Annotated in this window: 14 protein-coding genes and 2 pseudogenes; 7 read left to right on the top strand and 9 right to left on the bottom strand. The window is 57.2% G+C overall.

What is annotated here, in order from left to right:
* Window positions 1–15: 15 nt before the first annotated feature.
* The 7 genes from BN2476_RS07275 to BN2476_RS07245 form a co-directional block, all read right to left on the bottom strand.
* A complete protein-coding gene (locus BN2476_RS07275; protein WP_087733491.1) occupies window positions 16–1305 on the bottom strand; it encodes an NAD(P)/FAD-dependent oxidoreductase in 1290 nt (429 codons plus the stop codon).
* Entirely contained in the window at window positions 1302–2315 is a 1014-nt protein-coding gene (locus tag BN2476_RS07270) for a 4-hydroxyproline epimerase (RefSeq protein WP_087733490.1), read from the bottom strand. The genes BN2476_RS07275 and BN2476_RS07270 overlap by 4 nt, the downstream gene beginning before the upstream one ends.
* Before the next feature lie 55 nt (window positions 2316–2370).
* The gene (gene dapA, locus BN2476_RS07265; RefSeq protein WP_087733489.1) at window positions 2371–3249 is read right to left on the bottom strand and encodes a 4-hydroxy-tetrahydrodipicolinate synthase; all 879 of its coding nucleotides are present in this window, start codon (window positions 3247–3249) and stop codon (window positions 2371–2373) included.
* A gap of 33 nt (window positions 3250–3282) precedes the next feature.
* Window positions 3283–3948 (bottom strand): amino acid ABC transporter permease, encoded by a 666-nt coding sequence (locus BN2476_RS07260; protein ID WP_087733488.1) that lies wholly within the window; start codon window positions 3946–3948, stop codon window positions 3283–3285.
* Window positions 3949–3958: 10 nt separating this feature from the next.
* The gene (locus BN2476_RS07255; protein ID WP_087733487.1) at window positions 3959–4627 is read right to left on the bottom strand and encodes an amino acid ABC transporter permease; all 669 of its coding nucleotides are present in this window, start codon (window positions 4625–4627) and stop codon (window positions 3959–3961) included.
* Window positions 4628–4635: 8 nt separating this feature from the next.
* Complete coding sequence (locus BN2476_RS07250) at window positions 4636–5469, bottom strand: amino acid ABC transporter ATP-binding protein (RefSeq protein ID WP_087733486.1); 834 nt, start codon at window positions 5467–5469, stop codon at window positions 4636–4638.
* 338 nt (window positions 5470–5807) lie between these two features.
* Window positions 5808–6638, bottom strand: coding sequence for a substrate-binding periplasmic protein (locus tag BN2476_RS07245; protein WP_087733485.1), 831 nt, complete (start codon window positions 6636–6638; stop codon window positions 5808–5810).
* 522 nt (window positions 6639–7160) lie between these two features.
* Here BN2476_RS07245 and BN2476_RS07240 point away from each other — a divergent pair.
* The 3 genes and pseudogenes from BN2476_RS07240 to BN2476_RS48040 all read left to right on the top strand — a co-directional run.
* On the top strand, window positions 7161–8453 hold the full coding sequence (locus tag BN2476_RS07240; protein WP_087733518.1) for a D-amino acid dehydrogenase: 1293 nt from the start codon (window positions 7161–7163) through the stop codon (window positions 8451–8453).
* 99 nt (window positions 8454–8552) lie between these two features.
* Entirely contained in the window at window positions 8553–9623 is a 1071-nt protein-coding gene (alr, locus tag BN2476_RS07235) for an alanine racemase (protein ID WP_087733484.1), read from the top strand.
* Between the two features lie 43 nt (window positions 9624–9666).
* Window positions 9667–9855: pseudogene (locus BN2476_RS48040) on the top strand (HU family DNA-binding protein); the annotation flags it as partial.
* A gap of 187 nt (window positions 9856–10042) precedes the next feature.
* On the opposite strand, the gene BN2476_RS07225 reads toward BN2476_RS48040, so the two are convergent.
* Both BN2476_RS07225 and BN2476_RS07220 read right to left on the bottom strand, forming a co-directional pair.
* Window positions 10043–10735 carry a GntR family transcriptional regulator gene (locus BN2476_RS07225; RefSeq protein WP_087733483.1) on the bottom strand — a complete coding sequence of 231 codons (693 nt, stop codon included), beginning with the start codon at window positions 10733–10735 and terminating at the stop codon, window positions 10043–10045.
* 107 nt (window positions 10736–10842) lie between these two features.
* Window positions 10843–11388: a hypothetical protein gene (locus BN2476_RS07220; protein ID WP_087733482.1), complete on the bottom strand. Its 546-nt coding sequence runs from the start codon at window positions 11386–11388 to the stop codon at window positions 10843–10845.
* Window positions 11389–11950: 562 nt separating this feature from the next.
* On the opposite strand from BN2476_RS07220, the gene BN2476_RS07215 reads away from it, so the two are divergent.
* The 4 genes and pseudogenes from BN2476_RS07215 to BN2476_RS07200 all read left to right on the top strand — a co-directional run bounded on the left by BN2476_RS07215 (window position 11951) and on the right by BN2476_RS07200 (window position 17184).
* A complete protein-coding gene (locus BN2476_RS07215) occupies window positions 11951–13495 on the top strand; it encodes a Rieske 2Fe-2S domain-containing protein (protein ID WP_087733481.1) in 1545 nt (514 codons plus the stop codon).
* A gap of 90 nt (window positions 13496–13585) precedes the next feature.
* Window positions 13586–14596, top strand: coding sequence for a PDR/VanB family oxidoreductase (locus BN2476_RS07210; RefSeq protein WP_087733480.1), 1011 nt, complete (start codon window positions 13586–13588; stop codon window positions 14594–14596).
* Window positions 14597–14895: 299 nt separating this feature from the next.
* Window positions 14896–15751, top strand: a pseudogene (locus BN2476_RS07205) (class II aldolase/adducin family protein).
* A 125-nt stretch (window positions 15752–15876) separates the two neighbouring features.
* The gene (locus tag BN2476_RS07200; protein WP_087733479.1) at window positions 15877–17184 is read left to right on the top strand and encodes an MFS transporter; all 1308 of its coding nucleotides are present in this window, start codon (window positions 15877–15879) and stop codon (window positions 17182–17184) included.
* Window positions 17185–17436: the final 252 nt, after the last annotated feature.

Raw genomic sequence — 17436 nt, 5'->3', positions numbered from 1 at the left:
TCCTAGAACCGTTTCTTAGAACCGGTAGGCACTGAATGGCGCGAGGTCCTGCCTGGTGGGACGGCCTGCAACCAGGTCGGCAATCAGCCTCCCCGTTGTGGCGCCGAGTGTAAGGCCAAGCTGCCCATGACCGAACGCCATAAAGACATTGCCCAGCCTGCGAGAGCGGTCGATGATGGGTTTGGTGTCAGGAAGGAATGGGCGATACCCCACACCGTACTCGACCCGCGACGTCCGCATTTCCGGCAGCACGCGTTTCGCTTTCTCCAGGATGATGTCCGCACGTTTGAAATTTGGCTCTGCGCCATTGGCAGCGAACTCGATGGTGCCGCCAATCTGCAGACCCCGGGTCATCGGGGTGAAGCAAAAGCCCCCGTCTGCATAGATAGTCGAGTGGCGGATTTCGACGCCCGGGTCCGACACTACGGCCTGGTAACCTGCAATCCCCGCCAGCGGCACATCAATGCCGAGCGCGCCGAAGAACCGGCGTGTGCCGTTACCTGCCGCGACGACGACGTGGTTCGCTGCAACGCGTTCGCCATTCGCGAGCGTGACCCCGGTCGCGCGACCATTCGATTCGTCGATTTTCGTGGCTTCAGTCTGGATACGGCGGCCACCTTGGGCCATGAAACTCTCCGTGAGTGCTGCGATGAAACCCATCGTATCGCTCACCGCGCGCCAGTCAGGGAAAATCAGCCCATGAGCGAACTTGCCAGCGAGTGCCGGCTCAAGGTCACTGATTTCCTTCGCGTTGAGTCGTTGTGACTTGAATCCGAGCGACTGTCGCAGGTCCAGATGCGGCTGTTCGTGTTCAAGCCCGCGCGGGTCGTCGAACACCTCCAGAATGGGACGCTCGCCCATGAGCGTCTTGTCATCGCAGGCGTCAAGCAGCGGAGCGAAGTCCGAGTAGACGTCATGCGTGAGCGTCGCCATGGACTGGGCAATGTCCACAATCTTCGAGTGTCTCGCGCACATGAGAAACCGGAGGAACCATGGGATGATGCCGGGCAGCGCGCTGGGACGAAGCGCGAGCGGCCCCTTTTGGTCCATCAGCCAGCCTGGCACTTTCATGAGAATACCTGGCTTGGAGAGCGGAATGATTTCGCTCACGGCCATCTGACCACAGCTCCATTTCGCAGTGCTGTTGCCCGGCGCCTCCGGGTCGATGAGCGTGACGGCGTATCCAGCGCGCTGAAGATAGAGCGCGCAGCATATGCCCACGATTCCACCGCCTATCACTACGGCCACTTCCTGTGCGGAAGGGAGCCCGTCGAGCGAAGACGCTTCGCGAGGAACGGCGTTCAATTGACATACTCCTGCAGACTGAAGCCATGGGCGTACGGCTGTGCTTCGACGTAGTGTTCGGCGCGCCCCGTGAGCCAGGCGCGACCTTCGACGCTTGGCAAAACCGCGTCGAGACCGTTCTTCAGCTTTGTTACTGATTCGACCCGACCCGTGAAACAGCTACCAATCAGGCTCTGATGTCGGAAGGACTGTCCCTCCCGCAGAAGTCCACGCGCATGTCGCTGTGCGACACGCGCGGATGTACCAGTCCCACAGGGCGAGCGGTCGATGAGGCTGTCGCCGGCGATAACTACCGCGCGTGCGTCAGCGCTATCTGATATGGGAGCACCCGTCCACATGGTGTGTTTGACCATACGAATGCTCGTGTTGTCCGGATGGACCACTTCGATGGTTTCATTTACCGCGGCCTGCATCTGGCGTCCCCACTCCAGGAGTTCATCTGGAGAGAAGTGCTCGCATCCGGGAAAGTTCGGCTGCACTTCAACAATCGGGTAGAAATTGCCGCCGTAAGCAATATCAACGTTGAGTCTGCCGAAATGCGGATGGTCGATTTCAACGTCCCGATAAAGAAGGAAGCTCGGCACGTTGGTAAAGCGGACGGTCCTGACCCGACCGCCTTCCATTTCATACGTGGCTGCCAGTTTCCCCGCAGGCACGTCAACGACAACCGTGCCGGGCAATTTCGGCTGGATGAGCCCGGCTTCAAGTGCGAACGAGATGGAACCAATCGAAGCGTGCCCGCACATTGGCAGGCAGCCTGAGGTTTCAATGAATAGCAGACTCATATCCGCATCTTCAGAAAGCGGCGGATAAAAGAGTGTCCCGGACATATGGGAATGGCCTCGCGGTTCGAGCATCAACGCGCGACGAATCCAGTCATGACTTTCGATGAACGCCTTGCGGCGCGCTTCCATGGTCGCACCCGGCAGAGGCGGCGCCCCGTCAACCACCATACGAACAGGCATACCTTCCGTATGCCCTTCGATGCTCGCGAAACTGTGTCTGCTCATTCCAGAATGTCTCGAAAGAAAGGAATGCCGGCGGACTGCTCCGCCGGCATATTCATCAAGCCTGCGCTGCTTCGAACACGGCGCTGAATTCGGTCTTTTCTTCGTCGGTCAGCGGTTGCAACGGCATGCGGGCTGCGCCGACCTTGAAGCCGGCGAGTTCGCAACCGTACTTCACCTTCTGCACGAACTTGCCTGCCTCCATGGTCGCCATGACCGGGAAGAGCGAACGCATCACATCCTGAGCACCGCGAATGTCGCCTGCCGTGAACTTGTTGTAGAAGTCCACCACCTGCTTCACGAAGCAGTTTGCGGGACCGCAAATCCAGCTGCTCGCACCCCAGAGGAAGAAGTCGAGTGCCTGGTCGTCGGAGCCGCACGACAGCTGATAGTTGTCCTTGTACTTCTCGCCGATTTCAATGGCGCGCAGCAGATTGCCACTGCTTTCCTTGATACCGACGACGCGCGGGTTGTTCTTGAAGGCGTCCAGCACGCTGAAGCCAACTTCTACGTTGGTCCTGACCGGATAGTTGTAAAGGACGATGTCGACGTCCGGCACCGCCTTCAGGATAGCTTCGTAGTGGCCGATGAGTTCTTGTTGCGATGGCAGCGCGTAGTACGGCGGAGCGATGAGCACGTTCTTGTAGCCCGCGTCGCGAACCAGTTGAACCTGTTCGATGACTTCACGGGTGCACGAACCGTTCGCGCCGCCGATGAGCGTGCCACGGTTACCCACGACTTCGAGCACTGTCTTCAGGATGGCGCGTCGTTCGTCGTGCGTCAGTGCGTAGTATTCGCCCGTCGAGCCCAACGGCACGAACCCGCTGACTCCTGCCTTGAGCTGGAACTCGAGGATGTTGGCAAGCGTGTCATGGTCGACGGCACCCGACGAGTTGAACGGCGTAACGAGCGCGGGCAGGATTCCTTTCATCTGCATGTGTTTCTCCACTTAACGATGGACTGGGTGGGGTTAGTAGGCAAAACGCCTGAGCAATCGCGTTTCAACCACGCCGACCAGACGCGTCAGCGGGAAAGCGACGAGGAAATAAATGATTGCAACTGTCGTCAGGAACTCGACGGGACGCGCGGTACTGGTCGAGATGTTCTGCCCGACAAACATCAGGTCAGCAACACCGACGGACGAAATAAGCGCGCTCTCCTTGAACAGACTGACAATGTTCGACAGCAACGGCGGAATGGCTCGTAGCAAGGCCTGCGGAAATATCACGTACAGAATCTTTGCCTGGGGCGAAAGGCTCAGCGCGATACACGCGTCGTGCTGCTCTGCCGAAATGGACTTCAAGGCGCCGCGAAAGGTCTCGCTCGTAATCGCCGCCATGTACAGCGTCAGCGAAATCACCACGGACACATACGGCGGAATCGGAACCCTGAAGACCACGGGAAAGCAGAAGTACACCCAGAACAGCTGGATGAGCAAAGGCGTCCCACGGAAGAACTCGACGTAGAGAGTCGTCGCAGCCTTCATCCAGCGCGAAGGAGACATCCGCAGGAGGCTGAGAACAAACCCTGCGAGGCTGCCAATGACCGCACAGCTGCTCGTGAACGCGACGGTAAGACCCAGCCCTTTCAGCAAAACGAGCCAGTAAGGCAGGACGGTGGAAAAGTCGAGATGCATGGTCTTCTCCTCAACGCTGCACAGCGAGGTCCTGACGACGCTCGATGACGTGAACGAGTTTTGCAATCGGCAGGGACAGCGCGAAGTAGATGAGCGCGACTACCGTGTAGGTCTCGAGCGGCCGATATGCCTCGGTCGCGAGGCTCTTGCCGACGTACATGAGGTCTGTGACCGCGACGATGGCGACGAGCGCGCTTTGCTGAAGACTTCCGATGCCGTTGGTCATCAGGACCGGCATGGCACTACGAAGCGCCTGGGGCAGCACCACATAGAGCGTCCGTTGCCACGGCTTCAGCCCAAGCGCGACCGACGCGTCGAGATGCTCCTTGGGCACCGCCTGGACGCCGGCCCGATAAGCCTCAGCATTAAATGCCGTCAGGTTCAGGCCGAGGGCCAGCACCCCCATCATGACCGGGTCAATGAACACATCGACCACCATCGGAATGCAATAGAAGAACCAGACGATTTGAAGCAGCGCCGGCGTGCAACGGAAAAACTCAATGAAGAGTTGTGCCGGCCAACGGAGAATGACCCAACGGCTCATTGCCAGAAGGCACAGGAGAAAGCCGAGCACGAGGCCCATGATGTTCGATGCAATCGCAAGCTCGATAGTGACCCTGAGGCCTCCGAGCAACGCACCGACGCTACCTTGAAGGAAGTTGAAGTCGAAGTGGTACATGGCGGACCTCAATCAAGGTGCAGAACTTTTTCGAGGAATTCGCGAGTGCGGGCTTCCTTCGGACACTTGAACATGTCGGCCGGTGCGCCTTGTTCGACGATTTTTCCGCCTGCGCAGAACACGACACGGGTGGCAATATCGCGCGCAAAGTGCATGTCGTGCGTCACGATAATCATCGCCATCTTCTGTTCCGCGAGTTGGAGCATCACGTTCTGCACTTCGACGACCATTTCAGGGTCGAGGGCCGAGGTCACTTCGTCGAACAACATCAGCTTCGGTTCGAGCATCAAGGCACGCGCAATCGCAACGCGTTGCTTCTGTCCGCCAGACAACTGACTGGGATATGCGTGGAGTTTGCTTTCGAGACCGAGCCGCGCCAGATACATGCGGGCGCGTTCGGTTGCCTGCGCCTTGGACAGGCCGCTCACCTTCACGGGCGCAAGGATGAGGTTGCTGAGAACGGAGAGGTGAGGGAACAGCGTGTAGTGCTGGAAAACCATCCCAATCTGCTTCTGCAGCTTCGTGTCGATGCGCTTTGAGCGGCCGGCATCGGCACCGTAGATGTACGGCCTGCCCTGAAAACCAATCTGCCCACCCTGAACGCCTTCAAGCCCCATCATCACGCGCAGCAGAGAGCTTTTGCCACTACCGCTCGGACCAATGATGACAAGTCGGTCGTCTGCACGCATATCCAGATTCATGTGGTCTATGACCACCAGGTTTTCGCCATAGGACTTGAATACGTCCTGGAATTGCACAAATTCGCCGGTGGCGGACGGCGAGAAGTCCACAGCGGCCGACTGAATGTGATTTTGGGAAACCATGGTTTGGGATGACAACATGAAATCTCTCCAACGGAACGCGCTCACTGGCGCGTGATTTGTGAATCGAATCCGACGTTTCCTGATGTGCCGATGCGGTATGCATAAGTCAGCCACGACATCTTCACCCTCCTCCGCAATCAGCACACATACTTGCGCTCCGAATTGTGTACAACAATGTATGCAATACTAGAAGGCCACATTTGGAGCTGTCAACGACTGTTTGTCCAAATCCAGGGAAATCACCGAGCGAAGAAGTGAGTCGTCGGCAAAGGGGAAAACGCCAGCTGGAGGCGGAGATGACGATGGCGGCAGGGAGCCGGGCGGCTCCCTGCCGGGCAAGCGTTGGAACGTCAGAACTATTTGTTCGATGCCAGCATGGACTGAACAGATGCCTTGATGAGCCGATTGACTGCACCAGAACTGACCTGTTGGCTCAGATATTTGTTAAGGACGGCAATGTCGGCGGGTGGTGTGTCCTTCCGGATACCAAACGCGACTTCCTGTTGTGCCAGCGGCGGTGTCGGTTGAATGGTGGCAGCCCAGTCCGGATGAGCTTCAGTCAGAAGCATATTGGTGATATTGGCGTCTGCCAGAAGGTCCGCACGTTTCGACATCAACGCGAGGCGCGTTTCGTCATTGCCCGGCAGTCGCATGATTTGAGCTTGCTTGAATACCGCGGAGATAGCCTTGTCCTGCGCCGTTCCCGACATCACCGCTACATTCACGCCCGGCTTGTCGATTTCTGCAATCGTGTGTGCCCCCTTGGGAATCTTCGGGTTGTTCTTGTTGTAGACGAATGACACGTTGTAGTCCGTCGCAGGCGCGGAGAAGGAGACCGCCTTCTCCCGCTCAGGTGTATCGTTCAGCGCCATCGACAGGTCCCATTTGTCGGACTGCAGACCGGCGACGATGTTATCCCAGGTCGTATCGACGAACTCGACCCTCACCTTGAGTACGTTCTGCCCGAAGTTTCGGCACAACTCCGAGAAGAAGCCGCTGTATTCCCCGGTTTTGGGGTCGCGCATGACATACGGGGGCGCCACTGCCGCTCCGCATCGCAAAACGCCCGCTTTTTTCACGCTCGCCCAGCCGGTGTCATCGGCGCGCGACGGCGCGCTCGCGATAACGCAGCTGGCTGCGACCAGACACAGAAGAGCTTGACGAGTAAAACGAGACAGCCGAACCATAGTGACCTCGCAAATTAGGGTAATCCCGTAGAGACGCTAACACCACACAGCCCTGTGTATTTGCATGTGTGCAGCGTTGTATGCATAGTAGGAAGTCAATATTTGGACTGTCAACTAGGCGATTGCCCTAACCCATCCCGGCCAAGGACAGGTTGTCGGCATGGAGTGGCGAGAATGAGTACGAGCGTAGGTGCGGGATTGAGCAAGGCGTTGGGGCCGCGCCGCCGAGATTTCTCGGCGCGCCCCGAACTGAATTTCGCCGGGATTGACTAGCACGAAACCGACCGTCGGTCGCGCACTGACAAAGATGTGCTTTCAAGTGCGACTCTTAGGGAGTAAGGCCGTTGCGGTGCTGAGAACACCAACCCTTCTGTCGAATTAGTCGTTTCAACCAAAAATCAAGTATAAAACAATAATAAAAACTATATGTTTGCCAATAACATCACGGCATCTACTGCAAATTAGGCGCATATGCAGTATTTATCAACTGTTTTAATTCTCTTGGTTGCGGGGTTCCTAAGCATGCGAGTCGTTGTACTTGGTAGCGGAGTCGTCGGCGTCACGAGCGCGTTCTATCTCGCGCGTGCGGGCCATGAAGTCACCGTAATCGACCGTGAACAAGGTCCCGCCTTGGAAACGAGCTTTGCGAATGCAGGGCAGATTTCGCCCGGCTACGCAGCACCTTGGGCTGCTCCGGGTGTACCGCTCAAAGCGGTCAAGTGGATGTTCCAGAAACACGCGCCACTCGCAATCAGGCCGGACGATGACGACAAGCAGTTCCAGCTTCAATGGATGTGGCAGATGCTGCAAAACTGCACCGCAGAGCGCTATGCGATTAACAAAAACCGTATGGTGAGACTCGCTGAATACAGTCGCGACTGTTTAAAGGCGCTACGAACAGACACGGGTATTCAGTACGAAGGTCGTACAGGCGGCACGCTTCAAGTCTTCAGAACGCAGCAGCAGTTTGATGGTGCAGCGAAGGATATCGCCGTCCTCGAACAGGCCAACGTTCCGTACGAATTGCTCACGGGAGCCGAACTTGCCCGAGTTGAGCCGGCCCTTGCTGCAACGTCACACAAGTTGACGGGTGGGCTCCGCTTGCCTGGGGATGAAACTGGCGACTGTCAGCTGTTCACCACGCACCTTGCCGCATTTGCTGAACGTGCCGGAGTCAACTTCCGATACAACACTGAAGTCGATGGTCTTGTTGTCGAGGGTGGCAAAGTCACTGGCGTTCGGCACGGAGCGAAGCTCATTCACGCCGACATGTTTGTCGTGGCATTCGGGTCATATTCAACGAACTTCCTCTCCGGCATTGTCAAAATTCCGGTGTATCCACTCAAGGGGTACTCCATCACCGCACCTATCGTTGATGAGTCACGCGCGCCAGTCTCAACGGTCCTGGACGAAACATACAAAATCGCAATTACAAGGTTCGAGAAGCGTATCCGTGTCGGCGGAATGGCCGAAATTGTCGGCTTCGACAAGCGCCTTCGCGAAACTCGTCGCGAGACCTTGGAAATGTGTGTAAATGACCTTTTCCCCGGTGGCGGTGACACATCGAGCGCGACCTTCTGGACTGGACTTCGCCCGATGACACCCGATGGCACACCTATTGTCGGTCGTACCGCAATACCCAACCTGTACCTGAACACAGGCCACGGCACGCTTGGCTGGACGATGTCGTGCGGCTCGGCGCAACTGCTTGCGGACTTGATATCTGGCAAGCAGCCTGCCATTGAGCATGAAGACTTCAACATTTTCCGGTACGTGAAAGAACCGCAGGCGCCTGCGGATTTCGAATTGAACTAAGCGTCGCCCTGCCGTCGCATCTGTCCCGAGGCGGTTCCGGCTACGTTCAGCGTGCTGCCTCAGAACATATCGTTCGCAACTTGCCTTGAAGAGAAAATCATGCCGCGCCCAATCAACGCGTACATTCACCCGAAGGCTGTACAACACAATCTCAAGGTCGTCCGACAGCGGGCCCCGGATTCACGCATCTGGGCTGTCGTAAAGGCGAATGCATACGGACATGGAATTGAACGTATATACCCCGGCCTCGAAGCTGCAGACGGCATTGCATTGCTCGACCTCGACGAAGCCGTGCGGGTTCGTCAGTTAGGATGGAAGAAGCCCGTCCTTCTGCTTGAGGGAATCTTCAATTGCAATGACGTGAAGGTAGCGGAAGAATTCGATTTGACCGTGGCCGTCCATTGTGACGAACAACGTGAACTCATTGTCGCCGCGAAGCCGAACCGCCCGATTGACATCTATCTGAAGATGAATTCGGGTATGAACCGACTCGGATTCGCACGGGAGAACTTTCGCGAAGCATGGGAACGCGCTTCGGCCTCGCCAGGCATCGGTGCCGTTTCGCTCATGACTCACTTCGCCAATGCCGACGAAGGCGAAGTCGATTGGCAACTACACAGTTTCGACCGTGCGACTCGCGATATCCCCGGCGCCCGCAGCCTGTCGAACTCGGCCGCCACCATGTGGCACAAGCGCGCTCATCGTGAGTGGGTTAGACCGGGAATTGTGCTCTATGGCGGTTCGCCGTCTGGTCGCGCGGTTGATATCGCGGATATTCCGCTCCGCGCATCGATGACGCTAAGCAGTGAGATTATCGGAACACAGACAATGCTTGCCGGTGAGACAGTAGGTTACGCACGTACCTATAAAACCGAACGCGAAACCCGAATCGGAGTTGTTGCCTGCGGATACGCTGATGGCTACCCACGGCACGCTCCAACCGGTACTCCTGTTTCGGTAGACGGTGTAATGACACACACTGTCGGAAGAGTCTCCATGGACATGCTTACCGTCGACCTGACGCCATGCCCTAATGCGGGCATCGGTTCAAAAGTCGAGCTGTGGGGTGAACAGGTGAAGATAGACGATGTTGCCGCTTCAGCGGGCACGATAGGCTACGAGCTGATGTGTGCGCTGGCACGTCGGGTGCCTGTCATGGTCGCGGAATAGTCGTTAAAACGGTGGCGGGCCCGTACTACGAAAATCACGCGACCTACTTGGTGCCGTTCGCAAGAATACAGCTAGCGAACTCACGCTGCTGGGCCTGTTCAAGATTGACGTCCAGCAAGTTCCGGCGAAGGAGCGTATTGGCAAGGACCGGTGCACGGGTGAAGAGCGCTGGATTGACGCCAAGCCGGCGACTGTACGTCTGAACGTACGTGCGCTCAAGAAGCTGAAGGAAAAAACGTTACACGCTGATTCACGGAAGCCCGCTTTTCAAGCGGGCTTTTTCATGCGCTATTTCGCATCAGTTCACAGGTTGTATTCGCACGGATAAAGCGATACCGTGAAGCGCCGGCAATATACGAGAGCACCAAGAGACCAGTCAACTCGCGAGCGCGCTGTCGTTTTGATGTATCGGCTATGTGTCAGGTGGCCGAACCTTGAGCACTACCTTCAGCGGCGGCTGACGCGGTCATGTGCTGAACCAGGTTTTCTCGCGCGAATTCTGTGTGCCGCATGCTGAGTTCCGCTGCAAGCGCCTCGTTGCCATCCGCTATAGCTTCTGCGATTGCTGCGTGTTCGTCCCAGACGGTCTTGCGCTGGCCAACTACCTGGTGCACGGCTCCCATCACACGTCTCAGATGAATCCAATGAAGACGTGCATTCTCAACTATCAGTGGATTCCCGGACGCAGAATAAATAGCAGCGTGGAATGCCATGTCTGCCTCAATCATGGCTTTGATGTCGCCACCCTTCGACGCCTTGCGGCCGTTAGCAATCAAAGACTTGTCTAACTTCACCCGCCGCTTTGCGGCGAGACGGGCAGCAAGAGCGTCCAGCGCGCCTCTCAGTTCGTAGAGGTGACCGACTCGTCGCGCATCAAGCGGGGCAACTTGCAACCCACGCCCAGGCGCGTCCTCGACCAGACCGTCTTTCTTCAAAAGGCGGAATGCCTGTAGCACAGGGGAGCGAGATACGGCGAGTTGCTCGGCGATTTCCTCCTGAACAATGCGCGTTCCCGGAGCAAGCGAGCCCTCGCTAATGGCGTCAAGCAGCACCCTATAGACTTCGTCTACATAATCTGGTCGCGACTGCAACTTCAAGAGTTTTGCTGGCATGATGATAAGCGCTGTGGATACTGAATACTGTCAGCTTACCAGCATTGCCAGGCGCGATGGGTTGTCTGAAATCAAAGGGGACAGATTGAGTTGCTGCCCATTCGATATCAACGGACGACTGGGGACAAGCACGCAAACCAGAGCGGGATTTCCGAATGGAGCCCGGATTCGTACAATAAGTCCGGTTGCACATAACTTGCCATGAACGCGCTTTCAAGCGCCTCCCGTGCCTTGCGACCACCGTTCGAATCACTTTGCTGGACCAGAAGGACAGCAGAAGTCGCGCAATACCGCTCGGCTTGTCTAACGCCGAATGCGGCGTCATCAAGCAAGCCTTTCGCGCTGCAGTGATTCGCATCCCGCACGACAATCGACGTTAGCCCACGCGCCGTCCGACCCAGAATCCACCCGGCGCGAAACCGACCGAAAGCGTCAGTCTCAGTCAGCACACGTATCAGTCCCGTAAGCCCTTCGAACTGCTCATTTGATTGCAAGACGGCGCGCGCGGTCTGTGGAATCGCCTCTGCGTGAATCCACGAAGTAAGCGCCGAATTGGGCCGTTCACTGTCTTTGAATGAAAAGCCCGTCTCGCCAATCGGTTGTGCCATCCGGGCAGGCGCCGCCCCTTCGGACACCATCAGGTAATCAGGCATCTCACCGCAGTCCTCCCTTTGTTCCAGATTGCAGTAGTCGCCGCTTGCCGAAGATATGAATTCCGACTACCGACTACTGTATCCAAACAGCGTAAGGTCTTCGACGAGGGCCAGCATATCGGTACAAACACCGAGGACGCGTCAAAGACGTTCGGTCAAGGCCGAGAGCCAGAACCTTGAATGTGAGGTGAAAGCCACGTGCGCACTTGTGCTCAGAATCGGAAGGACCTTTTCAGCCAGCAGCATAAAGACCTCGTAGCCGACGCGGATTCATGTTTCTGCCTTGCAATTCGATACAAAGCGCTCCTTGAAAATACATAAATTCAAAGGCTTATCACCATCGCTCCATCGCTCCGCTGAAGGCGGCGCTCATTATTAGATGGCGCTTCTGAGCGCCTCCCTAGACCGCGAAAATCCCTCGCATGGGTGTTTACCCATAGAGACACAAGCGTAGTGCGCGCTTAATCTTTGGATACAGAGTTCAGAACACGGTGGTCAGTAGACGGTTCTGGGCGAAAAACACCTGAGTGCGGTCCCTATCAATCATTGGAGGCTGGAAGACATGAGCGTCAAATCGGAAAAGATGGATGACCAGAAGCACACCGGAGGTTCGGCTCCGGTCGCCAAGAAGCTTATTCCGTTCGGCGGTTACTACACGAATCGGACGCCGGAGCACGACCCTGAACTGACGGAAACGGGTCCGGGGACGCCGACGGGCGAATTCATGCGCCGCTTCTGGCATCCAGTGTGTATGTCGATGGAACTGACCGACACGCCCCGCTTCCTCAAGATACTGAATGAAGAACTCGTCGCATTCCGCGACAAGAGCGGCCGCGTCGGCGTGCTGCATGCGCACTGCGTTCACCGCGGTGCCTCGCTTGAATATGGTGCTATCCAGGAGCGCGGCATCATGTGCTGCTATCACGGAATGGTGTTCGATGTAGACGGCGCGTGCCTCCACGTCCCGTTCCCGAAGGGCGAAGAGAAGGAAGCCGAGAAGTACGCATATTCAATTCGTCAGGGCGCGTACAAAGCCGTTGAGCGCAATGGTCTGGTCTTTGCCTACATGGGCCCGCCGGAAGAAGAGCCGCCGTTCCCGGAATGGGAAGGCGATTACACGGTGATGCCTGGCGACGAACTCGTCCCGTACAGCAACTTCCAGCACTGCAACTGGCTGCAGGTTCAAGACAACGCAGCGGACAACTATCACCCCACGGCCCTGCACGCCGGCAAGAACGTTGTCGACGGTAACTACCAAGGTACGACGTTCGACGAAGTCGGTGCTGCGTCGATGGAAGTGGCTCCCGACATGAATTTCGTGCCGGTTCAAGGCGGTCGCAGTCTGGCGTGTGCCGGCGCGCGTCGTGTCAACAAGGACAGGCTCTTTGTGCGCGTCCAGCATCAGGTTCTTCCGAACCTGAGCCTGCATGCATACACGTCCGAAGACGGTTCGAAGAAAAAGTACTTCAGCCGCTTCCACATCATCCGCTGGACCGTGCCCGTCGACGACGAAAACAGCAAGATGATTGGCTGGCGCGTCATGGGCCCGGGCATCGACACCCGCGGCGTGGGTAACAAGGAAATGGTCGGCTACGAGACCATCGACTTCCTCGAAGGTCAGGTCGCGATGCGCCGTCCGGAGCGCTTCGGCAAATACAAGCTCGAAGACATGCCGCCGATTCCGCCGAATCATCGTGAGCGCACGATTTACAAGCAGGCTCAATACGCACCGGGCGACTACGAAGCCATCATCAGCCAGCGCCCCATCGCAATACATGCGCTCGAAAATCCGACGAAGTTCGATGCGGGCCTCTATCAGTTCCGCAAGATGCTGCGCGACGCAGTCCGCGGCACGAATGCAGCGGCGTCCGCGCAAGGTTTCGCTGAATGGTTCCGTGAACTGGGAGGCGCCCCCAACAGCTTCTGCTTAGGCAACGTCTTCGAAATCGCCGAGGGCGCAACAGTTGAAGAAGAAGTCGCGCGTCGTCGCAAGGTTCTGAAGACGGTCGTCCAAATTCTGACCGAAAGCGACAGTATGAAGGGCGAAGAACGCGGCGAGTTCGTACGCAACAAGTTCGAAGAACTCGAGCAGTCACTCAAGAGCTGATAAGGCGGGCGCGCCACTCCTACGAGGCGGTGCGCACCGGTACCAGCCGCCTACAGCCGCGGCTGGTGACTCGCCAGGAAGGAAGAGACCATGGACACAGTATTGGAAAGAGAAGAAGCGGTTCAAGACATCGAAACCGGGACGCTCGATGTTCGGGTGAAGCAGATACGCTACGAAGGCAAAGGCATCAATTCGTACGAGTTCACAAGCCCGAGCGGAAAGCCGTTACCCCGCTTCGAAGCCGGTTCGCACATCGACATCCACCTGAAGAACGGTGTCATCAGACAGTACTCGCTCTGCAACTCGCCCGCCGAGCGCAATCGCTACGTCATCGCCGTGCTCAAGGACGATAATGGTCGTGGCGGCTCGCGCGCCGTTCATGAAAGCATCGCCGCTGGGGACATTGTCACCATCAGCAAGCCCCGTAACCATTTTGCGCTTTCCGAAGAAGCGAACAAGGTCATCCTGATTGCGGGCGGCATCGGCGTCACGCCGTTGAAGGCAATGGCACACGAACTGGAAGAGCGCGGCGTTGATTTTGTGATGCACTACTGCGCCCGAAGCGCGGAAGCAGCGGCCTTCGGCCCCGAGCTGGAACGCATGCAGCGCTCAGGAAAGCTCCGTTATCACTTTGACGACGGCGAAGAGGCGAACCGCCTGGACTTACGCGCGCTGTTGAGCGAGCCCACGCCAGGCACGCATGTTCATTACTGCGGCCCGGGCGGATTCATGGCGGCTTGTGCTGACGCGGTAAGTCATTGGCCGAACGGCACCGTGCACTTCGAGCATTTCAAGGCGCCGGAGCAGCCAAAGCGGGAGCCCACTTGCACTGAAAATCAGGACGGATGTGACGTCACCATTGCCAGCACGGGCCTGGTCGTACATGTCGGACCCAATCAGAACTTTAGCGAAGCGCTGAATGAGTCGGGTATCGAAGTTCCGACCTCATGCTGCGCCGGCTTGTGCGCAACCTGCAAGGTTCGCTATCTCGAAGGCGAAGTCGAGCATAACGACTTCATCCTGGATGACGACGACCGCAAGGAATTCCTCACCATTTGCGTCTCCAGACCGGTGAGCAAGACCTTGGTGCTGGACCTGTAACCACGAACAAACTCAACCCGAACTGCGTGCCCCACGTAGTTCGACTTCGACGCGTTATCGCGCAAATACGCGCCCACGTGTGCATAAATTTGGAAAACTAAAACGCTAATGGCTGACGTCAAGGCATCAGCCGAGGAGGTGTTGGCCTGATTTTGAAGTGGTAGTCACATTCCGTTTTACCTAGTGAAATCAATTTTTATATATAAGCAATACTAATTAGATATGCGTGCATATCATTGACGCATTCCGAACAGCCATCGTTTGTCTACGCGTTCCCCCACTCGATAAAGGAGCATGTGATGTCTACAGTCGCTGAAGCGCAATCGGAAAGCAGGCAGGAATCGATTCTCAAGCCGGGCAGAGTCTCGATTTACGAGCCGGACCAGGAAGGACTGATTTTCCCCACGATGCCCAAATTCAAAAGCGTCCAGGAGCATCGTACCCATTTGAAGGAGCGTCTGGTTGCCGCGTGCCGCGCGTTCGCCCTCCAAGGTTATGACTATGGCTTCGCCGGTCACCTGACGGTTCGCGACCCGGAGAACCCGAGCCTGTACTGGACGAACCCGATGGCCGTTCACTTCTCGCAAGTGAAGATGTCCAACCTCATCTGTGCCGACCACCAGGGCAATGTCGTCGAAGGCGAATACGCCATTAACCGCGCAGGCTTCGTCCTGCACGCAGCTGTGCATGAGCAGCATCAAGACATTCGTCGCCATGTGCCACGCACACACGACGTACGGCACGGCATTCGCCTCGCTCGGCAGGCCGCTGGCGCCGATTTCGCAAGATGCTGCTGCATTTTTTGAGGACCACGTCGTCATTGGCGAAGAGGCCGGCAAGGTCGCGGTCGAAGTCAAGGGCGGCAACAAGGTTGCCAACGCATTCGCAGGAGTGAAGGCTGCCATCCACCAGAACCACGGGCTCCTTACCGCTAGCCGTCACAGCATCGATTCGGCCGCCTTCTGGTTCATCGCGCTGGAGCGCTGCTGCCAGCAGCAGTTGATGATTGAAGCCACCGGCATTACGCCGAAGGAAGTCACGCCGGAACGCGCGCGCTACAGCCGTGAGCACGTGGGCAGCGACTACATTGGCTGGTTGCACTTCCAGACCATCTGGAGCGACCTGGTCAATACCCAGCAAGACATGTTCGACTGAGCATAGAGCGCAGTGCCCGGTTCGTTCGCGCCGTTCTTCTGACGCACGTACGAATCAAACGCCGGCGGAGAAGAGTCAAAAAATAGGTCGCCCGCCGCTTACAGGAAGGCCCCCAGGAGACATATGTGAGTTCCCACAGCCCAGCCACCTACGTGGAAAGCGCGGACACGTCTGCTTTTACGAAAGCGACGTGGCGCCTACTACCGTTCCTCTTTGTCTGTTACCTGTTCGCCTATCTCGACCGCATCAACGTCGCATTCGCCAAGTTGCAAATGCTCAGCGACCTTGGCTTCAGCGAGGCAGTCTACGGATTTGGTGCAAGTGTCTTTTTTGTCGGATATCTGCTCTTCGAAGTTCCAAGCAATCTGCTGCTTTTGCGCGTCGGTCCGCGACGCTGGATTGCGCGAATCATGGTTACATGGGGTCTTATCTCTGCCGCAATGATGTTCGTCAAAACGCCGACGATGTTCTACTTCATGCGGTTTCTTCTGGGCGTCGCGGAAGCTGGCTTCTTTCCAGCCATTGTGCTCTACCTGACGTACTGGTTCCCTGCATCACGGCGCTCAAAAGTTACCGCGCTTTTCCTTACGGGCATCCCAATGTCTGGCGTCATCGGTGGCCCGCTCTCCGGTTGGATTATGACGGCGTTCAATGGTGCGCACGGCTTTGCCGGCTGGCAATGGCTGTTCCTAGTCGAGGGCGTGCCAACCGCGCTTCTGGGAGTCGCCGCATTTCTCTATCTCGACGACAAGGTGCGAGACGCAACGTGGCTGAGCGAAGACCAGAAGGATTTGATTGAAGAGAAGCTCAAAGAAGAAGCGCCGGCGAGCGCCCTGCATTCCCTGAAGGACGGTCTGCTCAGCCCGAAGGTGCTTCTGGTCAGCGCCATCTACTTCTTCTACACAATGGGCTTGTATGGCGTCAGCTTCTGGCTTCCTACTCTGATTAAGTCGAGCGGCGTGTCTGACCCGTTCCATGTAGGCTTGCTGACTGCGGTTCCCTACGCCGCGGGCGCGCTTGCCATGGTGTTAGTGAGTCACAACTCGGACCGCACCGGCGAACGTCGCTGGCATCTGATTGTCCCGGGACTCGTCGGTGCATTCGGCCTCGCGATGAGCGTATGGTTCTCGGGCTCGACCCTGGCGGCGATGATTGCGTTGACGGTGGGCACAATGGGCGTGATGACCACCATCTCGCAGTTCTGGGTAATTCCTCCCGCCTTCCTCGGCGGCGCAACTGCCGCCGCAGGGTTGGCACTCGCCAACTCGGTCGGCAGCATTTCCGGCGTTGTCAGCCCGTCGCTGATTGGTGTCATCAAGCAGGCATCCGGCTCGGCAGGTGCTGGGGTGCTCGCGCTTGCGGTAAGCCTCGTCATCGGCGGACTTCTTGTCCTCTTTGTTCCTGCCACCCTCGTGGACAGTCGTCGCCGATAGCGTCACCGCTTCTCCGAGGTCAAAAGCCGGCACGGGCAAACGCTCGTGCCGGCTTCTTTGTTGTCGGGCCCAAGCGGAAGAATTTTCCTCTGGCGTATCACAAAACGACAAGGAAGCAGGATGGATACTTTTAGTCAGATGCGCGTCTTTGTGCGCATCGTTGAATGTGGAAGCTTCACTGCCGCAGCTAACCCGAAGTTCCAGTAGCAGAGGGACGAGTTTGTCCTTGTCCCATAGGCAGTTGGGGTGAAA

This window comes from Paraburkholderia piptadeniae (assembly GCF_900007165.1).
Taxonomy (GTDB): Bacteria; Pseudomonadota; Gammaproteobacteria; order Burkholderiales; family Burkholderiaceae; genus Paraburkholderia; species Paraburkholderia piptadeniae.
This window is presented reverse-complemented; position numbering and strand designations above follow the sequence as displayed.